1 protein-coding gene is annotated in these 7,724 nt (G+C 71.8%); it reads left to right on the top strand.

Annotated features, from left to right (window positions below; all coding sequences use genetic code 11):
- On the top strand, window positions 1-7,724 hold a 7,724-nt coding region (locus ACLF6P_RS29605; RefSeq protein ID WP_415954499.1), incomplete at both ends, for a type I polyketide synthase.

Genomic DNA, 7,724 nt, shown 5'->3' with positions numbered 1-7,724 from the left:
GCCTGCGATGTCACCGACCGCACTGCTCTCGCGGATCTGATCGCGGAGATCGGGCCGGGGCTGTCCGGCGTCATCCACGCCGCCGGAATCCTCGACGACGGCGTACTCGAATCCCTCACCCCCGACCGCATCAACACCGTCCTGCGCCCCAAGGCCGATGCAGCCTGGCACCTGCACGAGCTCACCGCGGACCACAACCTCGCCTACTTCGTCCTCTTCTCCTCAGCCGCCGGCACCCTCGGCGGCGCAGGCCAAGCCAACTACGCCGCCGCCAACGCCTTCCTCGACGCCCTCGCCCACCACCGCCACACCACCGGCCTCCCCGCCACCTCCCTCGCCTGGGGCCCCTGGGCCGACAACGGCATGGCAGACCACCTCGACGCGGCCGACATCGAGCGCATGCGGCGTGCAGGTGTTCCGCCGCTGTCCGCCTCCGAGGGTCTGGAGCTCTTCGACGCGGGCCTTTCCTCCGGGAGGGCCGCGCTCGTGCCGGTCTCTCTCGACCTGAACGTGATGCGCAGGTCGGCGGCGCAGGGCGGCGAGATCCCGCACCTGCTGCGCGGACTGGTGCGTACGACGCACCGCCGCGCCGCCGCGCAGGTGGACGTCTCGGCGTCCGGTCTGGCCGGACGGCTCGTGGGGCGCACGGTCGAGGAACAGGTCGAGCTGGTGCTCGAGTCGGTCCGTACGGAGGTGGCCGGCGTTCTCGGTCATGCTTCCGGCGATGCGGTCCAGGCCCGGCGCGCCTTCACCGAGCTGGGCTTCGACTCCCTCACGGCCGTCGAACTCCGAAACCGCCTCGGCAAGATCACCGGCCTGCGCCTGCCCGCGACCCTGGTCTTCGACTACCCGAACCCGACCGTCCTGGCGGAGTTCCTGACCCTGGAGCTGACCGGTGCCCTGACGCCGGAATCTTCGGGCGCGTCCTTCGCCCACACGTCGTCACCCGCATCCGTATCCACATCCACAGCCGCCGACGCCGCCGACGACGACCTGATCGCGATCGTCGGGATGGCCTGCCGCTACCCCGGCGGCGTCACCTCCCCCGAGGACCTGTGGCGGCTGGCCGCCACCGGCGGGGACGGGATCGCCGCGTTCCCGACCGACCGCGGCTGGGATCTCGACGGGCTGTACGCGGGTGCGGTGGCGGACGATGCGGAGGGCCGTTCGCTGACGCTGGAGGGCGGATTCCTCTACGAGGCGGGCGCGTTCGACCCGGCGTTCTTCGGGATCTCCCCGCGCGAGGCCCTGGCCATGGATCCGCAGCAGCGCCTCCTCCTCGAGGCGGCCTGGGAGGCCATGGAGCGCGCCGGGGTGGACCCGGACACGCTGCGGGGCAGCCGTACGGGGGTCTTCGCCGGGCTCATGTACCACGACTACGGCTCCGGGGCGGAGTCGCTCCCGAGCGGTGTCGACGCGTTCCTCGGCCTCGGTACCTCCGGAAGCGTGCTGTCCGGCCGGGTCGCGTACGCGCTCGGTCTTGAGGGCCCGGCCGTCACCATCGACACGGCCTGTTCGTCCTCGCTGGTGGCCCTGCACTGGGCGATCCAGGCCCTGCGTACCGGTGAGTGCACGATGGCGCTCGCCGGTGGCGTGACCGTCATGTCGACGCCGACGACCTTCGCCGAGTTCAGCCGTCAGCGCGGCCTGGCCGCCGACGGCCGCTGCAAGTCCTTCTCCGAGACCGCCGATGGCACCGGCTGGTCGGAGGGTGTCGGCATGCTGCTCGTGGAGCGGCTGTCGGACGCCCGCCGCAACGGCCACCAGGTCCTCGCCGTCGTACGGGGCTCCGCCGTCAACCAGGACGGCGCGTCCAACGGCCTGACCGCCCCCAACGGCCCTTCCCAGCAGCGCGTCATCCGGCAGGCCCTCACCAACGCCCGCCTGTCGCCTGCCGATGTGGACGTCGTGGAGGCGCACGGTACGGGGACGAAGCTCGGCGACCCGATCGAGGCGCAGGCCCTGCTCGCCACCTACGGCCAGGACCGGGACGAGGACCGGCCGCTGTGGCTCGGCTCGGTCAAGTCGAACATCGGCCACACCCAGGCCGCCGCCGGCGTCGCCGGCATCATCAAGATGGTCATGGCCGTGCGGCACGGCGTCATGCCGCCCACCCTGCACGTCGACGCGCCGTCGACCAAGGTGGACTGGTCGGCGGGGGCCGTGAGGCTGCTCACGGAGGCGCACGAGTGGCCGGAGACGGGTGACCGCCCGCGCCGCGCCGCCGTGTCCTCCTTCGGCATCAGCGGCACCAACGCGCACGTCATCCTGGAAGCGGTGGAGGAGGCCGAGCGGCCGGCTCCGGTGGAGGAGCCGACGGTCACCCTCCCGGCCGTGCCGTGGGTGCTGTCCGCCAAGTCCCCGCAGGCGCTGGCCGGTCAGGCACAGCGGCTCCTGGACCATGTGCGGTCCGACGCCGATGCCGTTGGCTCCCTCACCGACGTCGGTTACTCGCTCGCGCTGACGCGCTCCCGGTTCGAGCACCGGACCGTGATCGTGGCGAGCGACCGTACGGACTTCCTCACCGCGCTCGAGAACCTCGCCGCCGACCCGAGCCCGGAGAGCGGCCGGGTCCTCCTCGCACTCCCCGAGGGGCAGGCGGCGGATGTCGAGGCCCTGGAGGAGGTCGTCGCTCTCGCCGAGGCCCACGCCGCCGGGGAGACCGTGGACTGGAAGGAGTTCTTCGCGGGTACGGGCGCACGTCCGGTGGATCTGCCGACGTACGCCTTCGAGCACGAGCACTTCTGGCTGGCCTCGTCCCTGGGCGGCGGCAGCGGCAACCGGACAAGCCTGTCCTCGGCCGGCCTGCTGGACGCGGACCACCCGTTGTTGGTGGGTTCGGTGGCGCTGGCGGGCGAGGATGTGTCGCTGTTCACGAGTCGTCTGTCGCTGGACTCGCACCCCTGGCTCGCGGACCACACGGTCTTCGGGACCGTACTGCTGCCGGGCACGGCCTTCGTCGAGCTGGCGCTGCACGCCGGCGACCGCATCGGCTGCCCGGTCCTTGACGATCTCACGCTCCAGGCCCCGCTCGCGCTGCCCGAACACGGCAGCGTCAGCCTCCAGATCGTGGTCGGCTCGGTAGAGGAGGACGGGCGGCGCCCGATCACCGTCCACTCCACACCCGCAGGCAACGACGACGACGCGGACACCTGGACCCTCCACGCCACCGGCTTCCTGGCGCCGCAGAACTCCACGCGCGGCACCATGCCGCTCGAACAGTGGCCGCCACGAGACACCACGCCGGTCGACATCGACGGCGTGTATGACGTGCTGGCCGAGGCCGGCTTCGGCTACGGCCCTGTCTTCCAGGGTCTGCGTGCCGTGTGGCGCGGTGGCGAGGGCGAGGTGTTCGCCGAGGTCGCGCTGCCGGAGGAGGCGTGGCAGGACGCGGCCCGGTTCGGGCTGCACCCCGCCCTCCTCGACTCGGCCCTGCACGCCATCGGCATCAGCGGCCTGCCCACCGGCATCGACGGCCCCGGCCTGCCCTTCGCCTGGTCCGGCATCCACCTCACCACCATCGGAACACCCGTACTCCGCGTACGCATCACCACCACCGACCACGGCGTCTCCCTCGACCTCGCCGACGCCACCGGCACACCCCTCGGCCACATCGACACCCTCACCCTCCGAGCCGTGAGCCCGGAGCAGGTCAACAGCCGTTCCCGCGCCACCGACTCCTGCTTCCGTCTGGACTGGCAGGCGCTCACGGAGGCAGGGACGGGGACGACCGGTTCGGCGGAGATCCTGGAGATCGCTGCCCACGACGGTGACGTTCCCGAGGCCGTGCACACCCAGGTATCGGACACCCTCACCCGGCTTCAGCAGTGGCTGGCCGCCGACCACAGCCCGCACTCACGCCTGCTCGTCGTCACGCGCGGTGCGGTGGCCGTCAACACGGACGACCAGATCACCGACCTCGCCGCAGCGGCCGTATGGGGCCTGATCCGCTCCGCCCAGTCCGAACACCCCGACCGCATCACCCTCATCGACACCGATGACACCCACGAGGACATCCCTTCCCTCGCGCACCTGGACGAGCCCCAACTCGCCATCCGCAACGGACACATCCACCACCCCCGCCTGACCCGAACCACCACCACCGGCAGCGAACTTCCGTCAACGGAAGGCCCCGTCCTCATCACCGGCGCCGGCGGCGCCCTCGGCGGACTCATCGCCCGCCACCTCGTCACCGAACACCACACCCGCAACCTGGTCCTCGTCTCCCGCCGACCCGCCACGGACCTGGTCACCGAACTCGAAGAACTCGGCGCCACCGTCCGCTGGGCAGCCTGCGACATCACCGACCGCACCGCCCTCGCGGATCTGATCGCGGAGATCGGGCCGGGGCTGTCCGGCGTCATCCACGCCGCCGGAATCCTCGACGACGGCGTACTCGAATCCCTCACCCCCGACCGCATCAACACCGTCCTGCGCCCCAAGGCCGACGCAGCCTGGCACCTGCACCAGCTCACCGCAGACCACAACCTCGCCTACTTCGTCCTCTTCTCCTCAGCCGCCGGCACCCTCGGCGGCGCAGGCCAAGCCAACTACGCCGCCGCCAACGCCTTCCTCGACGCCCTCGCCCACCACCGCCACACCACCGGCCTCCCCGCCACCTCCCTCGCCTGGGGCCCCTGGGCCGACAACGGCATGGCAGACCACCTCGACGCGGCCGACATCGAGCGCATGAACCGCAGCGGTGTCTCGGCCTTCTCCCCCGAGGAGGGCCTGGAGCTCTTCGACCGCGCCCTGGCCATGGGCGAGGCGGCGCTCGCGCCGATCCGCCTCAACCTGTCCTTGTTCCGCAAGGCCCCGGTCGTACCCCACCTGCTGCGCGGACTGGTGCGTACGACGCACCGCCGTACGGCCGGGTCCGCCGGAGCCGGAGACGATGCCTCCGCCTTCGTCCAGGCTCTGCGGGCGGCGGGAGCGAAGGAGCGCGTCGGGCTGGTCCTGGAGACGGTCCGTACGGAGGTGGCGGCCGTTCTCGGTCACGCTTCCGCTGCCGCCGTCCCCGCTGAGCGGGCCTTCACCGAGCTGGGCTTCGACTCCCTCACGGCCGTCGAACTCCGTAACCGCCTCGGCAAGATCACCGGCCTGCGCCTGCCCGCCACCCTCGTCTTCGACCACCCGAACCCGACCGTCCTGGCGGAGCACATCACCACGGAGTGCGTTGGTACCGTGCGGGAAGCGGACACCCAGGGCTCGCGCGCGGTGGAAACGCCCGTTGTCCTGGACGCCGACGACCCGGTCGTCATCGTGGGCATGAGCTGCCGCTACCCCGGCGGGGTCGCCGGCCCCGAGGACCTGTGGCGCCTGGTGGACTCCGGCGGCGACGCGATCTCGCCACTGCCGACCGACCGTGGCTGGGACGTCAGCCGGCTCTTCGAGCACGGCGATGACCGCACCGGGACGTCGTACGCGACCGAGGGCGGCTTCCTGCACAGCGCGGGCGACTTCGACCCGGCGTTCTTCGGGATCTCCCCGCGCGAGGCCCTCGCCATGGACCCGCAGCAGCGGCTGCTGCTCGAAGCGGCCTGGGAGGCCGTCGAGTACGCGGGCATCGACCCGACGACCCTGCGCGGCAGCCGGACCGGCGTGTACGCGGGGCTGATGTACCACGATTACGTGTCCCAGCTCGTCGAGGTCCCGGAGGACGTGGAGGGCTTCCTGACCACCGGCACGGCGGGCAGCGTGGTGTCCGGCCGGGTCTCGTACGTCATGGGGCTGGAGGGCCCGGCGGTCACCGTCGACACGGCCTGCTCGTCCTCGCTCGTCGCCCTGCACCTCGCGGCGCAGGCGCTGCGCTCCGGTGAGTGCTCGCTGGCGCTCGCCGGTGGTGCGACCGTGATGGCGACCCCGGGCAGCTTCATCGAGTTCAGCCGGCAGCGGGGGCTCGCCCCCGACGGCCGCGTCAAGGCCTTCGCTGACGCCGCCGACGGTACGGCGTGGTCGGAGGGTGTCGGCATCCTGCTGCTCGAGCGGCTCTCGGACGCCCGCCGCAACGGCCACCAGGTCCTGGCGGTCGTCCGCGGCTCGGCGGTGAACCAGGACGGCGCGTCCAACGGCCTCACCGCCCCGAGCGGTCCGTCGCAGCAGCGCGTCATCTCCGCCGCGCTCGCGGGCGCGGGCCTGTCGGCCGCCCAGGTCGACGTGGTCGAGGCGCACGGCACGGGTACGAAGCTCGGTGACCCCATCGAAGCCCAGGCCCTCCTCGCCACCTACGGCCAGAACCGCGACACCGACCAGCCACTGTGGCTCGGCTCGGTCAAGTCGAACATCGGCCACACCCAGGCCGCCGCCGGCGTCGCCGGCATCATCAAAATGGTCATGGCCATGCGTCACGGCGTGCTGCCCCGCACGCTGAACGTCGACGAGCCGTCGAGCCAGGTGGACTGGTCGGCGGGCGCCGTGCAGCTCATCACCGAGCCGGTCGCCTGGCCGTCGTCCCCCACCGCCGGGCCGCGCCGTGCAGGTGTGTCCTCGTTCGGCATCAGCGGGACGAACGCCCACGTCATCGTGGAGGAGTCGCCGGACGGTCAGAACGATGTCCCGGCCCTGCCGTCGGCTTCCGTGGGCGGCGGCGGAACCGCGTTCCTGTTCTCCGGTCAGGGTTCGCAGCGGGCCGGTATGGGCCGTGAACTGTACGAGGCGTTCCCCGTGTTCGCCGATGCCTTCGACGCCGTATGCGCGGAGCTGGACCAGCACCTCGACCGCCCGGTCAAGGACACGGTGTTCGACGCCGAGTCGGACCTCCTCGACCAGACCGTCTACACGCAGGCAGGCCTGTTCGCCGTCGAGGTGGCGCTGTTCCGGCTGATGGAGCACTGGGGCATCACCCCGGACTATCTCCTCGGGCATTCGATCGGTGAGCTGGCTGCCGCTCATGTGGCGGGTGTGTGGTCCCTGGAGGACGCGGCCGTGCTGGTCGCCGCGCGGGGCAGGCTGATGCAGGCCCTGCCCACCGGCGGCGCCATGGTCGCCATCCAGGCAACCGAGGACCAGGTCCTTCCGTTCCTCACCGACGGTGTGTCGATCGCCGCGGTCAACGGCCCTTCGTCGGTGGTCATCTCCGGCGACGAGGACGCGGTCCAGGAGATCGCGGCCCGCTTCGACCGGACGGCGCGCCTGCGGGTCAGCCACGCGTTCCACTCCCCGCACATGGAACCCATGCTCGACGAGTTCCGGACCCTGGCGCAGAGCCTTGCCTTCCACTCCCCCCGCATCCCGGTGGTCTCCAACCTCACCGGCAACGTCGCCGGGGACGAGATCCAGTCGGCCGACTACTGGGTCCGCCACGTTCGCGAAGCGGTCCGCTTCGCCGACGGCGTGAGCACCCTCGGGGCGCTGGAGGTCTCACACTTCCTGGAGCTCGGCCCGCACGACGTCCTCACGACGCTCGGCCGAGCCTGCCTGGGCGACAGCGAGGCCCTGACGGTCTCGGCACTCCGCAAGGACGCCTCGCCCGTCCGGCACCTGACCGCCGCCATGACGGCCCTGCGCAAGCGGGACGTCCCGTGTGACGCCGGCACGATGGTCCCCGAACTGCGTGACGCGGCCGCGTCGGCTCTTCCGGTGGTTCCGTGGGTGTTGTCGGCGAAGTCGCCGGAGGCGCTGGCGGGTCAGGCGGAGCGGCTGTTGCCGTTGGCGACCGGTGGGGTTTCGCCGGTGGATGTGGGCTGGTCGCTGGTGTCGACGCGTACGGCGTTCGAGCACCGTGC

The sequence above is a fragment of the Streptomyces lothianensis genome (genome assembly GCF_047779955.1).
Classification (GTDB): Bacteria; Actinomycetota; Actinomycetes; order Streptomycetales; family Streptomycetaceae; genus Streptomyces.
The sequence above is the reverse complement of the archived record's forward strand: the minus strand, read 5'-3'. Positions and strand labels throughout refer to the sequence as shown.